General features: G+C 38.0%; 19 protein-coding genes and 1 pseudogene. 19 read left to right on the forward strand and 1 reads right to left on the reverse strand.

Going from position 1 to position 20,192, the window contains the following annotated elements; translation table 11 throughout:
- The first annotated feature begins 15 nt into the window (after positions 1-15).
- The 5 genes and pseudogenes from SMA_RS01160 (at position 16) to SMA_RS01180 (ending at position 6,133) form a co-directional block, all read left to right on the forward strand.
- Positions 16-963 (forward strand): annotated as a pseudogene (locus SMA_RS01160) (acetylxylan esterase).
- A gap of 276 nt (positions 964-1,239) precedes the next feature.
- A complete protein-coding gene (locus tag SMA_RS01165) occupies positions 1,240-3,459 on the forward strand; it encodes a RelA/SpoT family protein (protein ID WP_014293848.1) in 2,220 nt (739 codons plus the stop codon).
- Positions 3,460-3,518: 59 nt separating this feature from the next.
- Entirely contained in the window at positions 3,519-3,962 is a 444-nt protein-coding gene (gene dtd / locus SMA_RS01170) for a D-aminoacyl-tRNA deacylase (protein ID WP_014293849.1), read from the forward strand.
- An 88-nt stretch (positions 3,963-4,050) separates the two neighbouring features.
- The gene (locus SMA_RS01175; protein ID WP_014293850.1) at positions 4,051-4,899 is read left to right on the forward strand and encodes a helix-turn-helix domain-containing protein; all 849 of its coding nucleotides are present in this window, start codon (positions 4,051-4,053) and stop codon (positions 4,897-4,899) included.
- Between the two features lie 100 nt (positions 4,900-4,999).
- Positions 5,000-6,133, forward strand: a complete 1,134-nt coding sequence (locus SMA_RS01180) for an ABC transporter ATP-binding protein (protein WP_014293851.1) — start codon at positions 5,000-5,002, stop codon at positions 6,131-6,133.
- Between the two features lie 137 nt (positions 6,134-6,270).
- Here the strand turns inward: SMA_RS01180 and SMA_RS01185 are convergent, their stop codons facing one another.
- On the reverse strand, positions 6,271-7,041 hold the full coding sequence (locus tag SMA_RS01185) for a DeoR/GlpR family DNA-binding transcription regulator (RefSeq protein ID WP_014293852.1): 771 nt from the start codon (positions 7,039-7,041) through the stop codon (positions 6,271-6,273).
- A 297-nt stretch (positions 7,042-7,338) separates the two neighbouring features.
- Here SMA_RS01185 and lacA point away from each other — a divergent pair, with 297 nt between their 5' ends.
- The 14 genes from lacA (at position 7,339) to lacG (SMA_RS01255) (ending at position 20,149) form a co-directional block, all read left to right on the forward strand.
- Positions 7,339-7,764, forward strand: coding sequence for a galactose-6-phosphate isomerase subunit LacA (gene lacA / locus SMA_RS01190; RefSeq protein WP_006531663.1), 426 nt, complete (start codon positions 7,339-7,341; stop codon positions 7,762-7,764).
- A 16-nt stretch (positions 7,765-7,780) separates the two neighbouring features.
- The gene (gene lacB / locus SMA_RS01195) at positions 7,781-8,296 is read left to right on the forward strand and encodes a galactose-6-phosphate isomerase subunit LacB (RefSeq protein WP_014293853.1); all 516 of its coding nucleotides are present in this window, start codon (positions 7,781-7,783) and stop codon (positions 8,294-8,296) included.
- A gap of 11 nt (positions 8,297-8,307) precedes the next feature.
- On the forward strand, positions 8,308-9,240 hold the full coding sequence (locus SMA_RS01200) for a tagatose-6-phosphate kinase (RefSeq protein WP_014293854.1): 933 nt from the start codon (positions 8,308-8,310) through the stop codon (positions 9,238-9,240).
- A gap of 5 nt (positions 9,241-9,245) precedes the next feature.
- Positions 9,246-10,223 carry a tagatose-bisphosphate aldolase gene (gene lacD / locus SMA_RS01205; protein ID WP_014293855.1) on the forward strand — a complete coding sequence of 326 codons (978 nt, stop codon included), beginning with the start codon at positions 9,246-9,248 and terminating at the stop codon, positions 10,221-10,223.
- Positions 10,224-10,235: 12 nt separating this feature from the next.
- Positions 10,236-10,709: a PTS sugar transporter subunit IIA gene (locus SMA_RS01210; protein WP_009853317.1), complete on the forward strand. Its 474-nt coding sequence runs from the start codon at positions 10,236-10,238 to the stop codon at positions 10,707-10,709.
- A 13-nt stretch (positions 10,710-10,722) separates the two neighbouring features.
- Positions 10,723-11,025: a PTS sugar transporter subunit IIB gene (locus SMA_RS01215; protein ID WP_009853318.1), complete on the forward strand. Its 303-nt coding sequence runs from the start codon at positions 10,723-10,725 to the stop codon at positions 11,023-11,025.
- Positions 11,026-11,060: 35 nt separating this feature from the next.
- Positions 11,061-12,461, forward strand: coding sequence for a PTS galactitol transporter subunit IIC (locus tag SMA_RS01220; RefSeq protein WP_014293856.1), 1,401 nt, complete (start codon positions 11,061-11,063; stop codon positions 12,459-12,461).
- A gap of 109 nt (positions 12,462-12,570) precedes the next feature.
- Positions 12,571-13,467 (forward strand): aldose 1-epimerase family protein, encoded by an 897-nt coding sequence (locus SMA_RS01225; protein WP_014293857.1) that lies wholly within the window; start codon positions 12,571-12,573, stop codon positions 13,465-13,467.
- A 201-nt stretch (positions 13,468-13,668) separates the two neighbouring features.
- Complete coding sequence (locus SMA_RS01230) at positions 13,669-14,505, forward strand: PRD domain-containing protein (RefSeq protein ID WP_014293858.1); 837 nt, start codon at positions 13,669-13,671, stop codon at positions 14,503-14,505.
- A gap of 10 nt (positions 14,506-14,515) precedes the next feature.
- A complete protein-coding gene (lacG, locus tag SMA_RS01235) occupies positions 14,516-15,916 on the forward strand; it encodes a 6-phospho-beta-galactosidase (protein WP_014293859.1) in 1,401 nt (466 codons plus the stop codon).
- Positions 15,917-16,018: 102 nt separating this feature from the next.
- Positions 16,019-16,576 (forward strand): PRD domain-containing protein, encoded by a 558-nt coding sequence (locus tag SMA_RS01240; protein WP_265644224.1) that lies wholly within the window; start codon positions 16,019-16,021, stop codon positions 16,574-16,576.
- A gap of 46 nt (positions 16,577-16,622) precedes the next feature.
- Complete coding sequence (locus SMA_RS01245; RefSeq protein WP_006531657.1) at positions 16,623-16,940, forward strand: PTS lactose/cellobiose transporter subunit IIA; 318 nt, start codon at positions 16,623-16,625, stop codon at positions 16,938-16,940.
- Complete coding sequence (locus SMA_RS01250; RefSeq protein ID WP_014293860.1) at positions 16,940-18,640, forward strand: lactose-specific PTS transporter subunit EIIC; 1,701 nt, start codon at positions 16,940-16,942, stop codon at positions 18,638-18,640. The genes SMA_RS01245 and SMA_RS01250 overlap by 1 nt, the downstream gene beginning before the upstream one ends.
- Positions 18,641-18,742: 102 nt before the next feature.
- Entirely contained in the window at positions 18,743-20,149 is a 1,407-nt protein-coding gene (gene lacG, locus SMA_RS01255) for a 6-phospho-beta-galactosidase (protein WP_014293861.1), read from the forward strand.
- Positions 20,150-20,192 lie beyond the last annotated feature (43 nt).

Genomic DNA, 20,192 nt, shown 5'->3' on the forward strand with positions numbered 1-20,192 from the left:
AAGTAGAGGTAGGCAATGAAAACAGAGGATACTTTGAGATAGTGGGGCAATTACTAAGGGCATCAAGATAAGCCTGATGATTTTTGGGATAAAGCCAAAAAAGAGGTGGATTCGCTGGGGCTTCATTATGAATTGACGCTGACTGATTTTACATCAAAAGTGGCAGAGTGTTATGACTTGTATTTTACAGGTGTTCATGAGTCAAAAATCTATGCTCAACTGCTTTTGCCAAAGAAATCGAGTGCGAAACACCCTGTTATTTTTCAATTTCATGGTTATCATAGTGATGTCGGTGATTGGTCGGATAAATTAGCTTTTGTGTCTGAAGGCTATGTTGTGGTTGCCTTGTCTGTTCGAGGGCAAGGTGGCGAGTCAGAAGACCGTTTGCAAACAAGTGGTGGTACCTTGAAAGGACACCTTATCCGTGGCATTGAGGACGGTCCAGAGAAGCTTTTTTATCGTGCGGTTTTTCAGGACGTTTACCAACTGACAAATGTGGTGAGTCGTCTGCCATTTGTGGATAGTTCTAAAATGGCTTCTTACGGCGTATCACAAGGCGGAGCTTTAGCGCTTGTCTGTGCAGCGCTGTGTCCAAAGGTTAAACGGACATTTGTGCAGTATCCTTTTTTAAGCGATTATCGTACCGCATATGGTTTAGAGGTCACACAATCAGCTTATGAGGAGTTGGCATACTATTTCCGCTATCGTGATCCACTTCATGAACGAGAAGAAGCTGTATTTACCGCTTTAGATTATGTTGATATTCAATATTTGGTGAACTGTATCCAAGCAGAAGTGATATGGGCGATGGGCTTAGAAGACCGAGTTTGTCACCCAAGAACACAATTTGCTGTTTATAACCACATTCAATCACCAAAACAGCTTTATTTTTACCCAGAATACGGTCACGACTACTTGCCAAAATTTAACGACAAGATTCACCAGATTTTAGGTGGAAAATAAGTTGAAAAAGAGTGAAAGGAAGCTGAGACAAAGCTGCTCAGCTTTCTTTATATCATTATATTGCTAGATGTGGTGACTTAGGCTGTCGGTCAGCCAGCAAGAAATGAGGAATAAGCGCCAATTCGCCAGATTTTATTTGTTCTAAGCTTGACTATTTCTTATTTGGATAATATTTAGCACATTTCTCCTTCCAAAACGTGGCTTTTTGGCTTATGAATTGGTATTTTAGGCAGTTTAGTGTTAAAATAAATACAATATCAATCTGAAGAGGTCTTTATGGCAAAAACTGTGAATTTAACGGGTGAAGAGGTGGTTGCACTTACAGCCCAATATATGAGCGAATCTGATGTGGCAATTGTTCAAAAGGCATTGGATTACGCAACAAAAGCACATATTTCTCAAGTCAGGCAATCAGGTGAGCCTTACATTATTCACCCTATCCAAGTTGCAGGTATTTTAGCAGATTTGCATCTTGATGTGGTGACGGTAGCTTGCGGTTTTTTGCATGATGTTGTTGAAGATACTGAAGTTACTTTAGATGACATTGAAGCGGAATTTGGCAAAGATGTTCGTGATATTGTCGATGGTGTTACAAAACTTGGTAAAGTTGAGTACAAATCACATGAAGAACAATTGGCAGAAAATCACCGTAAAATGTTGATGGCGATGTCTAAGGACATTCGTGTTATTTTGGTTAAATTGGCAGACCGTCTCCACAATATGCGCACTTTAAAACATCTGCGCAAAGATAAGCAAGAGCGTATTTCACGAGAAACAATGGAAATCTATGCACCCCTAGCTCATCGTTTGGGAATTAGCCGTATCAAGTGGGAATTGGAAGATTTGTCCTTCCGTTATCTTAATGAAATTGAATTTTACAAGATTTCTCACATGATGAATGAAAAGCGTCGTGAACGTGAAGCTTTGGTTGACGAAATTGTTAAGAAAATCAAGGATTACACGCAAGAACAAGGGCTTTATGGTGAAGTTTACGGACGACCAAAACACATTTACTCGATTTATCGCAAAATGCGTGACAAGAAAAAACGTTTTGACCAAATTTACGATTTGATTGCCATTCGTTGTATTATGGAAACGCCGAGTGATGTTTATGCTATGGTCGGTTATATTCATGAATTGTGGCGTCCAATGCCTGGTCGTTTTAAGGATTACATTGCTGCGCCTAAAGCTAATGGTTACCAATCTATTCATACGACAGTTTATGGTCCAAAAGGTCCGATTGAGATTCAAATTCGTACCAAAGAAATGCACCAAGTTGCCGAATACGGGGTTGCTGCTCACTGGGCTTACAAGCAAGGTATCAAAGGGAAAGTTGATAACCAAGAACAAGTTGTTGGTATGAACTGGATTAAGGAATTGGTGGAATTGCAAGACGCTTCAAATGGTGATGCGGTTGATTTCGTTGATTCGGTTAAGCAGGATATTTTCTCAGAACGTATATATGTCTTTACACCAACAGGTGCTGTACAAGAATTGCCAAAAGATTCAGGTCCGATTGACTTTGCCTATGCTATCCATACGCAGGTTGGGGAAAAGGCAGTTGGTGCTAAGGTTAACGGACGTATGGTGCCACTGACCGCTAAATTGAAAACAGGTGATGTGGTTGAGATTGTCACTAATCCTAATTCATTTGGTCCAAGTCGTGATTGGATTAAGATTGTCAAAACCAATAAAGCTCGCAATCGCATTCGCCAATTTTTCAAAAATCAAGATAAAGAAACCTCAATTAATAAAGGTCGCGAGCTCTTAGTGGATTATTTCCAAGAGCAAGGCTATGTGGCTAATAAATACCTTGATAAAAAGCATATTGAAGAAATTTTGCCACGCTTTAGCGTTCGTAGCGAAGAAGCCTTGTATGCTACTGTCGGTTTTGGTGAAATTAGTGCTGCTTCTGTCTTTAATCGATTGACGGAAAAAGAACGCCGTGAAGAAGAACGCGCGAAGGCGAAGGCTGAAGCCGAAGAACTGATGAACGGTGGCGAAGTTAAAACTGAAAACAAAGATGTTCTGAAAGTTCGTAGCGAAAATGGTGTTATTATCCAAGGAGCTTCAGGTCTCTTGATGCGTATTGCCAAATGTTGTAACCCAGTCCCAGGAGACCCAATCGAAGGTTATATCACTAAGGGGCGTGGGGTGGCTATTCACCGTGCAGATTGTCATAATATCAAGAGCCAAGAGAGTTACGAACAACGTCTTATTGAAGTTGAATGGGACGATACTAGTGCCAACAATGATTACTTGGCTGAAATTGACATTTACGGACTTAATCGTTCAGGTTTGCTCAATGATGTGCTTCAAGTGTTATCAAGTGCCACTAAGAACATTTCAACTGTCAATGCCCAACCAAGTAAAGATATGAAATTTGCCAATATTCACGTCAGCTTTGCTATTCCAAACTTAACAGCATTGACAACTGTCGTTGATAAAATCAAAATTATTCCAGATGTTTACTCTGTCAAACGAACAAATGGGTAATGAGTGTGTTTTTCAAGCGAGTTGACTCGGTCAGCCCGCTTTTTTAGAAAGGATTGTACATGAAAGTTGTTATTCAGCGTGTCAAGAAAGCCCAAGTCGTGATTGATGAGGAGCTTGTCGGTGATATTAAACAAGGCTTGTTGCTTTTGGTTGGGGTCGGTCCAGATGATGAGCAAGAGGACCTTGATTATGCGGTGCGAAAAATTACGAATATGCGGATTTTTTCAGATGATATGGGAAAAATGAATTTATCTGTTCAAGATGTCAAGGGAAGTATTTTATCGGTGTCACAGTTTACCTTGTTTGCGGATACGAAAAAGGGTAACCGACCAGCCTTTACTGGTGCTGCCAAACCTGACAAAGCTGAGCAATTATACAATGCCTTCAATGAATCACTAGCGCAATACATTCCTGTTGAAACAGGCGTTTTCGGAGCTGATATGCACGTTAGTCTTGTCAATGATGGTCCTGTTACCATTATCTTGGATACTAAGGCACGCTAATCCCTTGATTAAAGTAGAGACTTATTGCATTTAATTAATATAAAACTGGTATTAATTTTGCAACAGTTATTAAAAATGGAGGTAAATCATGTCACTAGATGAATTGTTTCCTGAAGTGACATCAAAAGGAAATATCCAAAATCCAGAAGAATGGCTTATTTTAGAAGAAAATGGAACACCTTATTATCTTCCTCTAGCAAGTCTTAGTGAGCGTGAAAAAGCATTGCTGAGACTTAAAAAGACGATGATTTCAGCCAGCCGTGTTTCTGAAAATCTTTGGTATCAGTATTTGGTGCAAAAAAAGGGCAGTTTACCCCAAGAGTACAAACGCCTTCAGATGATTTACATTGACCATCAATATCGATTACCAGAAGAATTGGTTGATTTTTTAGCAACCCTTTTGCCAAATATGATTACAGAAGTCAGTCTTTCAGATAATCGGACCATTCTTTTGTTGGACCAATCAGAGCCGATTGAGGTAGAAGAATTGGTAAAAGATGTTTTACCGACTTTGGAAAGTGATTTTGGGATTAAATTGACTGTTTTCTTTGGCAATAGCTGGAGTAAATTGCAAGCAAATGATTTGCAAGCTTATTTCGATGAAGAAACCAAGCTTTTTTCTGATGTGAGTCACTATCGTGGTAATGAACGGGTGGCGACGTTTTCTGAAATGTTGTTGTTAGATTTTTCACGTCATCTTGATATTCCAATGATAAAACACAAAATATTACAATCTATTGATGATAGCAAGGATATTCGAGCTATCATTGTTGCCATGTGGCAGGAGCAGGGAAATCTTGCCAAAACGGCACAAAGTCTTTATATTCATCGAAATTCACTTCAATATAAATTAGAAAAATTTCGATTGTTGTCTGGTTTGAATTTGAAAAATCTTGATAGCCTTGCTTTTTGTTATCTCCTAATCATGATGCCATAATTTTTGGGCACTTTGCACAAAAAATCTTGTCACTCCTGTCCATGGTCTGTAAGCGTTATCTTTGTTATAATAAAGCCACATAGATCAAAGGAGTTACAAAATGGTAGAATTAAACCTTAACCACATTTACAAAAAATATCCAAATGCAAGTCATTATGCTGTTGAAGATTTCGATCTTGACATCAAAGATAAAGAATTTATCGTTTTTGTAGGACCTTCAGGTTGTGGTAAATCAACAACACTTCGTATGGTTGCTGGTCTTGAGGACATCACAGAAGGTGAACTTAAAATTGATGGTGAAGTTGTTAATGACAAAGCACCAAAAGACCGTGACATTGCCATGGTTTTCCAAAACTATGCCCTTTACCCACACATGACTGTTTACGATAACATGGCATTTGGGCTAAAACTTAGAAAATACAAAAAAGACGACATTGACAAACGTGTTCGTGAAGCTGCTGAAATTCTTGGGTTGACAGAATTTCTTCAACGTAAACCTGCTGACCTTTCAGGTGGTCAACGTCAACGTGTTGCCATGGGACGTGCCATTGTCCGTGATGCCAAAGTGTTCTTAATGGACGAACCTTTGTCAAACTTGGATGCTAAATTGCGTGTGTCAATGCGTGCTGAAATTGCCAAAATCCACCGTCGTATCGGTTCAACAACAATCTATGTTACTCACGACCAAACAGAAGCCATGACCCTTGCTGACCGTATTGTTATCATGAGTTCTACAAAAAATCCTGACGGTTCAGGAACAATTGGTCGTGTCGAACAAATCGGTACACCACAAGAACTTTATAACCGCCCTGCTAATAAATTTGTTGCAGGATTTATCGGTAGCCCTGCCATGAACTTCTTTGAAGCAATGGTTGAAGGCAATACTTTGGTCAATGATGCTGGCTTCAAGATTACTTTGCCAGAAGGTAAAAAGAAATTGCTTGAAACAAAAGGTTACAATGGTAAAAAAGTTATCTTTGGTATTCGCCCAGAAGATATTTCAAACCATCCATTAGTTCGTGATACTTATCCTGGTGCAACAATCAAAGCAGAAGTTACTGTTTCTGAATTGCTCGGTGCTGAAACAATGCTTTACGTTAAAGTAGGTAACACTGAACTTGTTGCTCGTGCGGATGCGCGTGATGTTTACCAACCAGGTTCAAAAGTGGAATTGACATTGAATGTTGCCAAAGGTCACTTCTTTGACCCAGAAACGGAGGCAGCTATTCGCTAATTTAACGCTATCCAAAACAGAACTCTTCTAGAATACAACCCAAAAAGCCTTACGTCTAACGACGTAGGGCTTTTTTGGGTTTTCATCATAAAATAAAGTTACTTACCAAATGATAAGTAACTTTTTATTGTCTAAACTTATTCGTCAGCGACCATGATATCAGTTAATTGACCAAATTTTTCTTTGGCATCTTCAGAAATACCTGAATCAGTGACCAGATGATCGATTTTGCTAACATTGTAGAAATCATAAAAATCGTATTTATTGAATTTTTCATGGTCGACGAGAAGGAATTTTTCAAAGGCATTATCAAGGGCAATGCGTTGAATTTCTCCTTCACTTTCGCTGTAAGTAGCTACAGAATCCCCAAAGACACCGTTAGCACTGACAAATGCTTTTGAGAATTTGAGGTTTTGCAAGTAGTTAGCAGTCAGTGAGCCAACAAAGGCACCTGTAATATCACGATATTCACCGCCGGTTAAGATTAAATCGGTGCTTTTATTTTGATTTAAAATAGTGAATACTGGCAAACTATTTGTCACGACACGGATGTTTTTGGCAACAAGTTCGTGAGCAAAATGTTCCAGCGTTGTTCCGGGACCGATAAAGACTGTTTCGCCTTCTTGAATGAGTGTGCTGGCGAATTTAGCAATGGCACGCTTTTCTTCAATTTGTAGTTCTTGTTTTTCAGTGTTTGATTTTTCGTATTTAGGTTTTACTTTTGGTGTATCGATACTTTGGGCGCCACCATGGATACGAATCAACAAACCTTCTTTATCGAGTTCGTCAAGGTCACGACGAACAGTCATATCTGAAACACCAAGTTCTTTAATGATGTCGTTAACTGTAATAACACCTTTGACGTTGATTTTTTCGAGAATCCACTGGAGGCGTTCTTTTTTCAGCATGTCAATCTCCTTTCTTTTCTTTTTTTCTTCTCACTATCATATCACAAACAAAGAACTAACTCAACAAATAAAAAAAAAAGAAACAATTCAAAACATTGTCGTCATAAAGGTAACAATTACTGAAAATAAAGGATTTCTATGACGTTGTTTTTAATGAAGGAAACAAAAATAAACAAACATTTTTAAAAAATCTAAAACAAATATGTTGACAAATGTTTGTTTTAGATTTATTATATAAACATAAAAAAACGTTTTTAAAAAATTATCTAGATAAAAGAAAAATTTTGAGGTGTTAAAATGACAATTATTCTTGGTTCAGATGCTGCAGGTGAAACTTTGAAAAATATTATCAAAGATTACTTGCTTGAAAATGATTATGATGTCAAAGACGTCACAGAGGTTAATAAAGATTTCGTTGATAACACGCTTGCTGTTGCGGCTGGTGTCAACGAATCAGATGAAAATTTAGGTATTATGATTGATGCCTATGGTGCAGGTAGCTTTATGACAGCAACTAAAATCAAAGGTATGATTTGTGCGGAAGTTTCAGATGAACGCTCTGCTTATATGACACGTGCTCACAATAATGCTCGCATGATTACTATGGGTTCTGAAATTGTCGGAGTTACTTTGGCGAAAAATATTGTTAAAGGATTTTTGGAAGGTCACTATGATGGTGGTCGTCACCAAATCCGTGTCGATATGCTAAATAAAATGTGCTAGGAGCGAGGAAGATAAAATGAAAATTGCAATTGGATGTGACCATATCGTAACAACAGAAAAAATGGCAGTATCAGATTTCTTGAAATCAAAAGGTTACGAAGTAATTGACTATGGGACTTATGACCACACACGTACGCATTACCCAATTTTTGGTAAAAAAGTCGGTGAAGCGGTGACAAGCGGTAAAGCAGATTTAGGTGTTTGTATCTGTGGAACAGGTGTTGGAATCAACAACTCTGTCAACAAAGTTCCAGGCATTCGTTCTGCTTTGGTTCGTGATATGACAACAGCGATTTACGCTAAAGAAGAATTAAATGCTAATGTCATTGGTTTTGGTGGCAAAATCACAGGTGAATTACTCATGTGCGATATTATTGAAGCCTTTATTAAAGCTGAATACAAACCAACAGCAGAAAATAAAGCTTTGATTGAAAAAATTGCACAAGTCGAAACGGTTAATGAGGACCAAACATCACCAGATTTCTTTGATGAATTTCTTGAAAAATGGGACCGTGGCGAATATCACGACTAGGAGAAAATCAGATGATTCTTACAGTAACACTGAATCCGTCAATTGATATTTCTTATCCGCTTGATGAACTAACTTTGGATACGGTCAATCGTGTTTCTGAGGTTAAGAAAACAGCAGGTGGTAAGGGTTTGAACGTCACACGTGTGCTATCAGAAATTGGTGACAATGTGACTGCGACAGGCTTTATCGGTGGAAAGCTCGGTGATTTTTTAACCAGTAGGCTTGATCAAAATGGTATTCAACATCGTTTCTTTCCGATTCATGGGGAAACCCGCAATTGCATTGCGATTTTACATGAAGGTTTGCAGACAGAAGTTTTGGAAGCAGGTCCGATGATTGACCGAGATGAGGCAGATGGTTTTCTTAATCATTTTCGTTACCTTTGCCCATCTTATGAAGTCATCACGATTTCAGGAAGCCTTCCAGCGGGGCTTGAAAGCGATTATTATCAAAAAGTCATTGGCCTTGCTAATTCGCAAGGCAAAAAAGTGGTGCTAGATTGTTCTGGTAAGGCTCTGGAAGCTGTTTTAACAGGTGATGACAAACCGTTTGTTATCAAGCCAAATACAGAAGAATTATCACAACTTGTTGGAAGAGAAGTGAGCGATGATGTGGAGGAGTTAAAAGAAATCTTGCAAGATGATTTGTTTACAGGGATTGATTGGGTGGTCGTTTCACTAGGCAGCAAAGGAGCTTTTGCGAAACACGGTGACCACTATTACCGCGTTACCATTCCAAAAATTGATGTCGTCAATCCTGTTGGTTCTGGTGATTCAACGGTGGCTGGTATTGCGTCAGCAATTATCCATAACCTTTCCGACAAAGACTTCTTACGTCATGCGAATGCCCTTGGTATGCTAAACGCTCAAGAAAAAGTGACAGGTCATGTCAATATGACAAATTACGAAAACTTATTTAATCAAATTCAGGTAGAAGAGGTATAAGAAAAATGGTATTAACACAAGAAAAACGCAGATTACTTGAGAAGCTTAGTCGTGATGGCGTGATTTCTGCTTTGGCATTTGACCAACGTGGAGCACTTAAACGCATGATGGCGAAATATCAAACAGAAGAACCAACAGTTGAACAAATCGAACAATTGAAAGCCTTAGTTTCAGAAGAATTGACACCGTATGCGTCATCTATTCTTCTTGACCCTGAGTATGGTTTGCCAGCAAGTAAGGTTCGTAATGCGAATGCTGGACTTTTGCTTGCTTATGAAAAAACAGGTTATGATGCGACAACGACTAGCCGCTTGCCAGATTGCTTGGTTGAATGGTCTGCTAAACGTCTTAAAGAAGAAGGAGCTGATGCAGTGAAATTCTTGCTTTATTATGATGTTGATGGTGATGAATACGTTAATCTTCAAAAACAAGCTTATATCGAACGCATTGGTGCCGAATGTAAAGCTGAAGATATGCCATTCTTCCTTGAGATTTTGACTTATGATGAAAACATCACTGACAATACAAGCGCAGCATTTGCCAAAGTAAAACCTCACAAAGTTAACGAAGCCATGAAAGTTTTTTCTGACGACCGCTTTGGTATTGATGTGCTCAAGGTTGAAGTCCCTGTCAACATGAAATATGTTGAAGGTTTTGCGGACGGTGAAGTGGTTTACACTAAAGAAGAAGCTGCTAAAGCTTTCAAAGACCAAGAAGCAGCAAGTCATTTACCATATATCTATCTTAGCGCAGGTGTTTCAGCAAAGCTTTTCCAAGAAACGTTGGTATTTGCGGCTGAATCAGGTGCTAAATTCAATGGTGTCCTTTGCGGACGTGCTACTTGGGCTGGCTCTGTACAAGTGTATATCGAAGAAGGCGAGGCCGCAGCGCGTGAATGGCTAAGAACACAAGGACGCAAGAATATCGAAGAACTCAACGCAGTCCTTATCAAAACAGCCAGCTCATGGAGTGAGAAAGTGTAAGAAGGTGATAAAATGACTCAATTATTTGCAGAAGATACGGTATATATATCTGAACAACAAGATCAAAAAAGTGTTTTTAAAGAAATCGCTCATAAATTATTTGAAAAAGGTCTTGTAACAGAAGAATACTTGGATAATTTAATCGACAGAGAGGAACATTATCCGACTGCCTTACCGTTAAGTCCAATTGATTCGAGTCTTCCCAATATTGCTATTCCACATACAGAAAGTCAGTTTGTAAATGTTACTCGTATTGTTCCAGTTAAACTGGAACATGCGATAACTTTTCATAATATGATTTTGCCAGATGAAAAACTAGAGGTTTCATTTTTGTTCATGATTTTAAACAATGAAGAAAAAGAGCAAGCTGGTTTATTGGCAGCAATAATGGATTTTATTAATAGACAAGATAAGGAAGCGTTAATTAAATTCTTTAATTCTGAAAATCCAGAAAGAATTTATCAATTTTTGGAAAATAATTTTTAAGGAGGAATTTCTCATGATTAAAATTTTAGCAGCTTGTGGAGCTGGGGTTAACTCAAGTCACCAAATTAAAAACGCTCTAGAAACAGAATTGACTAAACGTGGTTATCAAGTATCGTGTGATGCTGTTATGATTAAAGATATCAATGAAGAATTGTTATCGCATTATGACATCTTTGCACAAATTTCTAAGACTGATTTAGGCTTTGATGTTAAGATTCCAGTTGTCGATGCTGGTGCTATTCTTTATCGTATCCCAGCAATGGCAGAACCTGTTTATAAGAAAATGGAAGACGTTATTAATAGCTTAAACAAATAAATTAAAGCGCTTTCGAAAGAAAGGGAAGAAATGAAATGAATGTAATTATCGACTTTGCAAATACGATTTTCCAACCAATTATTGGCCTTGGTGCCGCTCCGTTAATGACAATCATCTTGACTGTCATTGCCCTCTTTTTTAAAGTGAAATTCACTAAAGCATTAGAAGGTGGTATTAAACTAGGAATTGCCTTAACGGGTATTAGCGCAATTATCAATATCTTGTCAACGGCATTTTCGGGTGCTATGGCTGACTTTGTTGCCAGAACTGGTTTGGAATTAAATATCACTGACGTTGGTTGGGCACCGTTGGCAACTATCACTTGGGGCTCACCTTATACCCTATATTTTTTGATGGTAATGGTCATTGTAAATATCATTATGTTGGTATTGAATAAAACCAATACGCTTGATGTTGATATTTTCGATATTTGGCATTTATCAATTGTTGGCTTGTTTGCTATTTATAGTGGAGCAAACCTCATGATTGCAACGATTTTGGTTATTTTTATCGGTATTTTAAAAATTATCAATTCAGACCTTATGAAACCTACTTTTAATGATTTATTGGGTACTGGTGATGAAAATCCGATGACAACAACTCACATGAACTACATGATGAATCCAATTATTATGGTATTCGATAAAATTTTTGACAAGCTTTTCCCTTGGCTTGATAAATATGACTTCGATGCTGCTAAATTAAATGCTAAAATTGGTTTCTGGGGTTCAAAATTTGCAATTGGTATTTATTTAGGAATCTTTGTTGGTTTATTAGCAGGTCAAACACCAACTGAAATTGCTTCTTTAGCTTTTACAGCAGCTGTCTGCTTGGAATTGTTCTCATTGATTGGGTCATGGTTTATCGCTTCTGTTGAACCACTTTCTCAAGGTATTACTGACTTTGCTTCTTCAAAATTACAAGGATGCACATTAAATATTGGTTTGGACTGGCCATTCATTGCAGGTCGTGCAGAAGTATGGGCTGCCGCTAATATTTTAGCTCCAATTATGTTGTTAGAAGCAATTGTTTTACCAGGAAATAAATTATTACCGCTCGCAGGTATTATTGCGATGGGGGTTACTCCAGCTTTGCTAGTTGTAACACGTGGTAAATTAATCCGCATGATTGTCATTGGTGCTATTGAATTACCGCTATTCTTGTGGTCAGGAACGTTGATTGCACCATTTATCACAGAAACTGCTAAAAAAGTGGGTGCCTTTCCAAGTGGTTTAGATGCTTCGACCATGATTTCTCATACAACAATGGAAGGACCAATTGAAAAATTCTTGGCATTCTTTGTTGGTAAAGCTTCAACTGGTGATTTGACTTACGTTCTTTATGCAGCTATTGCTTTAGTTGTTTACACGTTGCTCTTCTTCTGGTATAAAGGAGAAATGAAAAAACGTAATCAAGCTTATCAAGAAGCCAAATAGTAATACATCTAATCTAACTCACTAAAACTTCTTTTATTATTTTGTTTTTACGCGTGATGAGAATGGCAGTTATGAGGCTGTTCATTCTCATTTTATTTAGGAGAAAGTAATGGTTATTGAATTAAAAAATGATTTCTTAACAGTTCAATTTAAGGAATTTGGTGGCGCTGTGTCATCCATAAAAGATAAAGACGGCGTCGAATATTTGTGGCAAGGAAATCCAGAGTATTGGAGTTCACAAGCACCAGTATTATTTCCGATTTGTGGGAGCTTACGTGATGATGAAGCTATTTATCGTCCTAGTAGCCGTCCCCATTTTACAGGTGTGATACCGCGACATGGTTTGGTGCGTAAGAAGACTTTTACTTATGAACCATTATCTGAAAATAGCCTTGTTTTTTCAATCACCCCTGATGCGGAAATGTTGGCAAATTATCCTTATGATTTTGAGTTGAAAATCATTTACACTTTGATTGGAAAGACGATTAAAACAAGTTACCAAGTGACAAATCGCGAGACGGAAAAGGTCATGCCTTACTTTATTGGTGGGCACCCTGGGTTTAATTGCCCATTGCTTGCTGATGAGTGTTATGAAGATTATTATCTCGAATTTGAAAAAGAGGAAACTTGTACTGTTCCAGAATCTTTTCCAGAAACAGGGCTTCTTGATGTGAATAAGCGTACGCCATTTTTAGAAAAGCAAAATATTCTAAATTTGGATTATGCTTTGTTTGCCAAAGATGCCATTACTTTGGATAAATTAGCTTCACGCAGCGTTTCTTTGAAATCTCATAAACACGATAAAGGATTGCGTTTGGATTTTGAAGATTTTCCAAATTTGATTTTATGGTCAACCGTCAATAAGAGTCCTTTTATTGCTCTAGAGCCGTGGAGCGGCTTGTCAACGTCGCTTGATGAAAGTGATATTTTAGAAGATAAACGTCAAGTAACTTTTGTAGCGAGTGGGGAAACGAGTAAAAAATCCTTTGATATTACGATTTTTTGAATTTGTTTAAAATAAACAAAAAAAATCAAAAAAACACAAAGAAAGGGTTTACAAAGTTAAAATTATGTGTTATATTATAATCGTAGAAATTAATAGAGTGGATTGTAACTAAGACATTAGGCAAGACCGCAAATGACCTAGAAGGGAGGATTCTAGTTTGTTTGTGGTTTTTTTATCTAGAAACCACGTGAGGAGAGTAGAATGTTTCGGATTGTACAAGCGCTCAACAATAATGTCGCTCTGGTAAAAAATGAGCAGGATGACCAAGCCGTTGTCATGGGGCTAGGGATAGTCTTTCAAAAGAAAAAAGGTGATTTAATCACTCCAAGCAAAGTCGAGAAAGTTTTCCTTTTGAAAACAGAGGAATCCAAAGAAAACTTTTTAACCCTTTTGAAAAATATTCCGCTTGATATTCTAACGGTGACTTATAACATGATTGATGATTTGGTAGCCAAATATCATTTTCCTGTTCAGGAATACCTATATGTAAGCCTTACCGACCACGTTTATTTGGTATATCAAAAGCTTTTAAAGGGAGCTTATCAGGATAGTCATTTACCAGATATTTCAGCGGCGTATGTTACTGAGTTTCAAATGGCGCAAGAAGCTGTTGCTATTTTAAGTCAAAAGTTGTCAGTAACTTTTCCAGATGATGAAGTCGGACGAATGGCTCTGCATTTCATTAATGCCAAAGGTGATTACGAAGTTTCTGATAATAACAAAGAGGATGCAACTAAAAAAGTGATAGCTTTGATTGAGAACGAATTGGCTAAAAATAACATCAAGCGGAGCGCAGAAAACAGTAATCTTTACGACCGTTTGATGATTCATTTAACCTACCTCGTTAATCGATTGCAGATGAACCAGCAAGACAATACATCGTTGATTAATTTGGAAGAATATGTGAAATCAGATTATCCACAAGCCTATCAAATTGGGCAGGCCATTTATGATTTGATTGAACAAGAATTAAAAATAGATTTATCGCATAGTGAACGTGTTTACCTTGTGATTCACATTCAACGCTTATTGAAATAAGGAGAAAATTATGTATCAATTACCAGAAGATTTTATTTTAGGTGGTGCAACAGCAGCCTACCAAGTTGAAGGAGCTACTAAAGAAGGCGGTAAAGGTCCAGTAGCTTGGGATGATTTCTTAGCAGAACAAGGGCGTTTCAGTCCAGACCCTGCTAGTGATTTCTATCATCAATATCCACAAGATATTGAACTTTGTGAAAAATTTGGTGTCAACGGACTTCGCTTATCAATTGCTTGGAGCCGTATTTTCCCAAATGGAACTGGTGAAGTCAATCAAGAAGGTGTGGATTTCTATCACAAGGTTTTTGCAGAATGTCAAAAACGTGGCATTACAGCATTTGTAACGCTTCATCACTTTGACACGCCAAAAGTTTTGTTTGACAATGGTGATTTCTTAAACCGTGATACGATTGAAGCTTTTGTTAACTATGCAAAATTTTGTTTTGAAGAATTTACAGAAGTTCGTCATTGGAGTACATTCAATGAAATTTACCCAGTAGCAACTAACCAATATTTGCTTGGTATTTTCCCACCAGGAATCAAATATGACCTGTCAAAAGTCATTCAATGTCTGCACAATATGATGTATGCGCATGCGCGTGTGGTTAATTTGTTCAAAGACGGTGGCTACCAAGGCGAAATTGGTGTGGTTCACTCTCTTGAAACAAAATACCCTGCAACTGATAGTGAAGAAGATAAACATGCCGCTTTCCTAGATGATGCTCTTTCAATTCGTTTCTTACTTGATGCAACTTATCTAGGTTATTATTCAAACGAAACAATGGAAGCGCTTAACGAAATTTGCGCAGCGAACAATGCTAGCTATGAATTCCTTGACAGCGACTTTGAAGAAATGAAAAAAGCTAGTCACCGTAACGATTATCTTGGTATTAACCATTATCAATGTCACTTTGTCAAAGCCTACAATGGTGAAAATGCTATTCATCACAACGGTACAGGCGATAAAGGAACATCTGTTTACAAAGTTAAAGGTATCGGCGAACGCATTTACAAAGAAGGTATTCCACGAACTGATTGGGACTGGCTCATTTACCCAGAAGGCTTGTATGATTTGCTTCTTCGCATCAAAGCAGATTACCCACACTATAACAAGATTTACATCACAGAAAATGGTATGGGTTACAAAGATGAATTTGATGATGGCGTTGTTATGGACACAGCTCGTATTGATTATTTGAAAGTTTACATTCAATCTCTTGCTAAGGCAATTGAGGCTGGAGTTAATGTTAAAGGATATTTCCTATGGTCATTGATGGATTGCTTCTCATGGTCAAATGGTTATAATAAACGCTATGGTTTGTTTTATGTGGATTTTGAGACACAAAAACGTTATGCAAAAGCGTCAGCTTACTGGTATAAACACATTAGCGATACAAAAATTGTAGAATAGGGGATTTAGAAAATGGATAAAAAAGAATTGCAAATGTAAAAAGTATGTTTAGGATTCTAATTTCTATATTAATCATGGAAAAACTGAGGAATTTTATGTTTAATCAATGATGTAACTTTAACTGATCACATTTATTGTGCTTACCAGTCTATTCAAGCAGGTAACTACCAAAATAGTAAGTTGTCAGATATTTCCAATGAGTATCCAATTGAATATCAAATTGGTGAAGAAGCTCTTTCCATTTTCAAATTAAAATTATTTGATGGTTTTCCTGAGGACGAACTTGGAAGAATTGCTATTCATTTTATAAATGCCAAGAGAGAAGGGGAAGTGACTCCATCGTTTCAGATTAGTCGAACGAAGCATATTCTTGAATTAGTTAAGCAGGAATTGTCTCGAGACAATATTGAACGAACTCCACAGAATAGTAATTTCTATGATCGTTTCATGGTTCATCTAAGTTATTTTTTGGATTATATTGATCGATCTAGGAAAGATAATATGTCCTTGCTGGGAATGGAAGAACATCTAGAGGTTTCGTATCCTAAGGCTTTTGAAATAGGAAACAGAATCTATAATGTCATTGCAAGAGAAACAGAAGTGGATTTATTCCACAGTGAGCGAATTTATATCGTTCTTCATGTTCAACGTCTCTTGTAAAAATTTAATTTGCTCTATATCATTAAAATTATAAGGAGGAACTATTATGAATAGAGAAGAAGTCCAATTACTTGGCTTTGAAATTGTCGCTTATGCTGGTGATGCTCGTTCTAAACTTCTAGAAGCATTAAAAGCTGCTGAAGCTAGCGATTTTGCTAAAGCAGAAGCTCTTGTTGAAGAAGCAGCAAATTGCATTGCGGAAGCTCACAAAGCGCAAACATCTATGCTTGCTCAAGAAGCTGCGGGCGAAGAAATTCCATACAGCATCACAATGATGCACGGACAGGATCACTTGATGACAACCATTTTGTTAAAAGATGTGATTCATCATCTTATTGAATTATACAAAAGGGGAGCTAAATAATGAACAAACTCATTGAGCTTATTGAAAAAGGGAAACCATTCTTTGAGAGGATTTCTCGTAATAAATATTTGCGAGCGATTCGTGATGGTTTCATTGCAGGGATGCCTGTAATCTTATTCTCATCTATCTTCATCCTAATTGCGTATGTGCCAAATGCTTGGGGATTCCACTGGTCTAAAGATATTGAAACACTCTTGATGACTCCATATAACTATTCTATGGGCATCTTGGCCTTCTTCGTTGGTGGTACAACGGCTAAGGCTTTGACTGATTCAATGAACCGCGACCTTCCAGCAACCAACCAAATCAACTTCATTTCTACAATGTTGGCTTCTATGGTTGGATTCTTGCTCATGGCTGCTGAACCTGCTAAAGAAGGTGGATTCTTAACAGCATTCATGGGGACAAAGGGGTTGCTAACAGCCTTTATTGCTGCATTCGTTACTGTTAATGTTTACAAAGTCTGTGTGAAAAACAATGTGACTATCCGCATGCCGGACGAGGTTCCACCAAATATTTCACAAGTATTTAAAGACTTGATTCCATTTACATTGTCAGTTGTACTCTTGTATGCACTTGAATTAGTTGTGAAAGCAAGCCTTCATGTAACAGTTGCTGAATCAATTGGTACTCTTCTTGCTCCACTATTCTCAGCTGCAGACGGATACCTTGGTATTACTATCATCTTTGGTGCTTTTGCCTTCTTCTGGTTTGTAGGTATCCATGGTCCTTCAATCGTAGAACCAGCAATCGCTGCAATTACTTACGCAAATATTGATAACAACTTGCATTTGATTCAAGCTGGACAACATGCCGATAAAGTCATCACATCTGGTACTCAAATGTTTATCGTTACCATGGGTGGTACTGGTGCAACCTTGGTTGTTCCATTCCTCTTCATGTGGTTGTGTAAATCAGAGCGTAACCGTGCAATCGGACGTGCATCTGTTGTTCCTACATTCTTCGGTGTAAACGAACCACTCTTGTTCGGTGCTCCAATTGTATTGAACCCAATCTTCTTTGTTCCATTTATCTTTGCTCCAATTGCAAACGTGTGGATCTTCAAATTCTTCGTTGATACCTTGGGAATGAACTCATTCTCTGCTAACCTTCCATGGGTAACTCCTGGACCTCTTGGTATTGTTCTTGGTACGAACTTCCAAGTACTTTCATTCATCCTTGCTGCGCTATTAGTAGTAGTTGACGTGATCATTTACTATCCATTCGTTAAAGTTTACGATGAACAAATTCTTGAAGAAGAACGTTCAGGTAAATCAAACGATAGCTTGAAAGAAAAAGTTGCTGCAAACTTTAACACTGCTAAAGCAGATGTTATTCTTGAAAAAGCTGGTGTGGAAGGCGAACCAGTTCAAAACAATATCACAAAAGAAACAAACGTATTGGTTCTTTGTGCCGGTGGTGGAACTAGTGGACTTCTTGCCAACGCTTTGAATAAAGCTGCTGAAGAATATAATGTTCCTGTGAAGGCTGCTGCTGGTGGCTACGGTGCTCACCGTGAAATGTTGCCAGAATTTGACCTTGTTATCCTTGCACCTCAAGTAGCTTCAAACTATGAAGATATGAAGGCTGAAACAGATAAACTTGGAATCAAATTGGCTAAGACTGAAGGAGCTCAATACATCAAGTTGACTCGTGATGGTAAAGGCGCTCTTGCATTCGTTCAAGAACAATTTCAATAATAAATAGATTTACTGTTGATTGAAGTGAGATGGAGAAGGATTGATCACTGACTCCTCTCCATCTTGCTTTATTTCTATTTTATGATTGAGAAGGGGAAACTTATGTCAAAAACATTACCTAAAGATTTTATTTTCGGTGGCGCAACAGCAGCTTATCAGGCAGAAGGTGCTACACATACAGATGGAAAAGGTCCTGTTGCTTGGGACAAATACCTAGCAGATAACTATTGGTATACTGCTGAACCAGCGAGTGATTTCTACCATAAATATCCAGTAGACATACAGTTGGCTGAAGAATATGGCGTAAACGGAATCCGTATTTCTATTGCTTGGTCACGTATTTTCCCAACTGGCTATGGTGAAGTCAATCCAAAAGGGGTAGAATTCTATCATAAGTTATTTGCAGAATGTCATAAACGTCATGTAGAACCGTTTGTAACTCTTCACCACTTTGATACACCTGAAGCTCTTCACTCAAAGGGAGACTTCTTGAATCGTGAAAACATCGAACACTTTGTAGATTATGCTGCCTTCTGTTTTGAAGAGTTCCCAGAAGTCAACTACTGGACAACCTTCAATGAAATTGGCCCAATCGGTGATGGTCAATACTTGGTAGGTAAATTCCCACCGGGTATTCAATATGACCTTGCCAAAGTCTTCCAATCTCACCACAATATGATGGTTTCTCATGCACGTGCTGTGAAATTGTACAAAGGCAAAGGTTATACAGGTGAAATTGGGGTTGTTCACGCCCTTCCAACTAAGTATCCTTTGGATCCTAAAAATCCTGCAGACGTTCGTGCTGCTGAATTGGAAGATATCATCCACAACAAATTTATCTTGGATGCGACTTACCTTGGACACTACTCAGATGCAACCATGGAAGGGGTAAACCACATCTTATCAGTAAATGGTGGGAGCTTGGATCTTCGTGAGGAAGACTTTGCAGTCCTTGAAGCAGCTAAAGATTTGAACGACTTCCTTGGAATTAACTACTACATGAGTGATTGGATGGAAGCCTTTGATGGTGAAACTGAAATCATCCACAACGGTAAAGGTGAAAAAGGAAGCTCTAAATACCAAATCAAAGGTGTTGGACGTCGTGTGGCTCCTGACTATGTCCCTCGGACGGATTGGGACTGGATTATCTACCCTCAAGGTTTATATGACCAAATAATGCGTGTCAAGAAAGATTATCCAAACTACAAGAAGATCTACATCACTGAAAACGGACTTGGATACAAAGATGAATTTGTGGACAACACTGTTTACGATGATTACCGTATTGATTATGTGAAACAACACTTGGAAGTATTGTCTGATGCGATTGCCGATGGTGCAAACGTAAAAGGATACTTCATCTGGTCATTGATGGACGTCTTCTCCTGGTCTAATGGTTATGAAAAACGTTACGGACTCTTCTACGTTGATTTCGATACACAAGAACGTTATCCTAAGAAATCTGCACATTGGTACAAGAAATTAGCTGAAACTCAAGTGATTGAATAACCTCACTTGAACGTATTCTATTTTGTTATCAGATATTCTAGAA

The organism is Streptococcus macedonicus ACA-DC 198 (assembly GCA_000283635.1).
Classification (GTDB): Bacteria; Bacillota; Bacilli; order Lactobacillales; family Streptococcaceae; genus Streptococcus; species Streptococcus macedonicus.

Excerpts from the sequence above, each read along its gene's own strand:
- SMA_RS01165 (WP_014293848.1), top strand. The coding sequence starts at position 1,240 with ATGGCAAAAACTGTGAATTTAACGGGTGAAGAGGTGGTTGCACTTACA.
- dtd (WP_014293849.1), top strand. The coding sequence starts at position 3,519 with ATGAAAGTTGTTATTCAGCGTGTCAAGAAAGCCCAAGTCGTGATTGAT.
- SMA_RS01175 (WP_014293850.1), top strand. The coding sequence starts at position 4,051 with ATGTCACTAGATGAATTGTTTCCTGAAGTGACATCAAAAGGAAATATC.
- SMA_RS01180 (WP_014293851.1), top strand. The coding sequence starts at position 5,000 with ATGGTAGAATTAAACCTTAACCACATTTACAAAAAATATCCAAATGCA.
- SMA_RS01185 (WP_014293852.1), bottom strand. The coding sequence starts at position 7,041 with ATGCTGAAAAAAGAACGCCTCCAGTGGATTCTCGAAAAAATCAACGTC.
- lacA (WP_006531663.1), top strand. The coding sequence starts at position 7,339 with ATGACAATTATTCTTGGTTCAGATGCTGCAGGTGAAACTTTGAAAAAT.
- lacB (WP_014293853.1), top strand. The coding sequence starts at position 7,781 with ATGAAAATTGCAATTGGATGTGACCATATCGTAACAACAGAAAAAATG.
- SMA_RS01200 (WP_014293854.1), top strand. The coding sequence starts at position 8,308 with ATGATTCTTACAGTAACACTGAATCCGTCAATTGATATTTCTTATCCG.
- lacD (WP_014293855.1), top strand. The coding sequence starts at position 9,246 with ATGGTATTAACACAAGAAAAACGCAGATTACTTGAGAAGCTTAGTCGT.
- SMA_RS01210 (WP_009853317.1), top strand. The coding sequence starts at position 10,236 with ATGACTCAATTATTTGCAGAAGATACGGTATATATATCTGAACAACAA.
- SMA_RS01215 (WP_009853318.1), top strand. The coding sequence starts at position 10,723 with ATGATTAAAATTTTAGCAGCTTGTGGAGCTGGGGTTAACTCAAGTCAC.
- SMA_RS01220 (WP_014293856.1), top strand. The coding sequence starts at position 11,061 with ATGAATGTAATTATCGACTTTGCAAATACGATTTTCCAACCAATTATT.
- SMA_RS01225 (WP_014293857.1), top strand. The coding sequence starts at position 12,571 with ATGGTTATTGAATTAAAAAATGATTTCTTAACAGTTCAATTTAAGGAA.
- SMA_RS01230 (WP_014293858.1), top strand. The coding sequence starts at position 13,669 with ATGTTTCGGATTGTACAAGCGCTCAACAATAATGTCGCTCTGGTAAAA.
- lacG (WP_014293859.1), top strand. The coding sequence starts at position 14,516 with ATGTATCAATTACCAGAAGATTTTATTTTAGGTGGTGCAACAGCAGCC.
- SMA_RS01245 (WP_006531657.1), top strand. The coding sequence starts at position 16,623 with ATGAATAGAGAAGAAGTCCAATTACTTGGCTTTGAAATTGTCGCTTAT.
- SMA_RS01250 (WP_014293860.1), top strand. The coding sequence starts at position 16,940 with ATGAACAAACTCATTGAGCTTATTGAAAAAGGGAAACCATTCTTTGAG.
- lacG (WP_014293861.1), top strand. The coding sequence starts at position 18,743 with ATGTCAAAAACATTACCTAAAGATTTTATTTTCGGTGGCGCAACAGCA.